Genomic DNA, 258 nt, shown 5'->3' with positions numbered 1-258 from the left:
CCCATCACCTGGCGCCGGCAGGTGAACCACACGAGCGCCACCATCGGAAACGGCAGTGCGATACTCAGCACGACCTGGCTGACGACCAGTGCCTGGGTGGCGTTCACGCCGAAGCCGACGACAAGAAAACTCGGGATCATCGTGACCACCCGGCGCAGCCACAGCGGAATCTGAAAGCCGACGAAACCCTGCATGACCATCTGCCCCGCCATCGTCCCGACGACCGAGCTGGATATGCCGGAGGCAATCAGCGACAGC

1 protein-coding gene is annotated in these 258 nt (G+C 63.6%); it reads right to left on the bottom strand.

What is annotated here, in order from left to right; all coding sequences use genetic code 11:
• On the bottom strand, nt 1-258 hold a 258-nt coding region (locus tag SB725_RS32275; protein ID WP_410923571.1), incomplete at both ends, for an Nramp family divalent metal transporter.

Origin of the sequence: Pseudomonas sp. SIMBA_041, from assembly GCF_046535095.1 — a bacterium.
Taxonomy (GTDB): Bacteria; Pseudomonadota; Gammaproteobacteria; order Pseudomonadales; family Pseudomonadaceae; genus Aquipseudomonas; species Aquipseudomonas mucoides.
The sequence above is the reverse complement of the archived record's forward strand: the minus strand, read 5'-3'. Positions and strand labels throughout refer to the sequence as shown.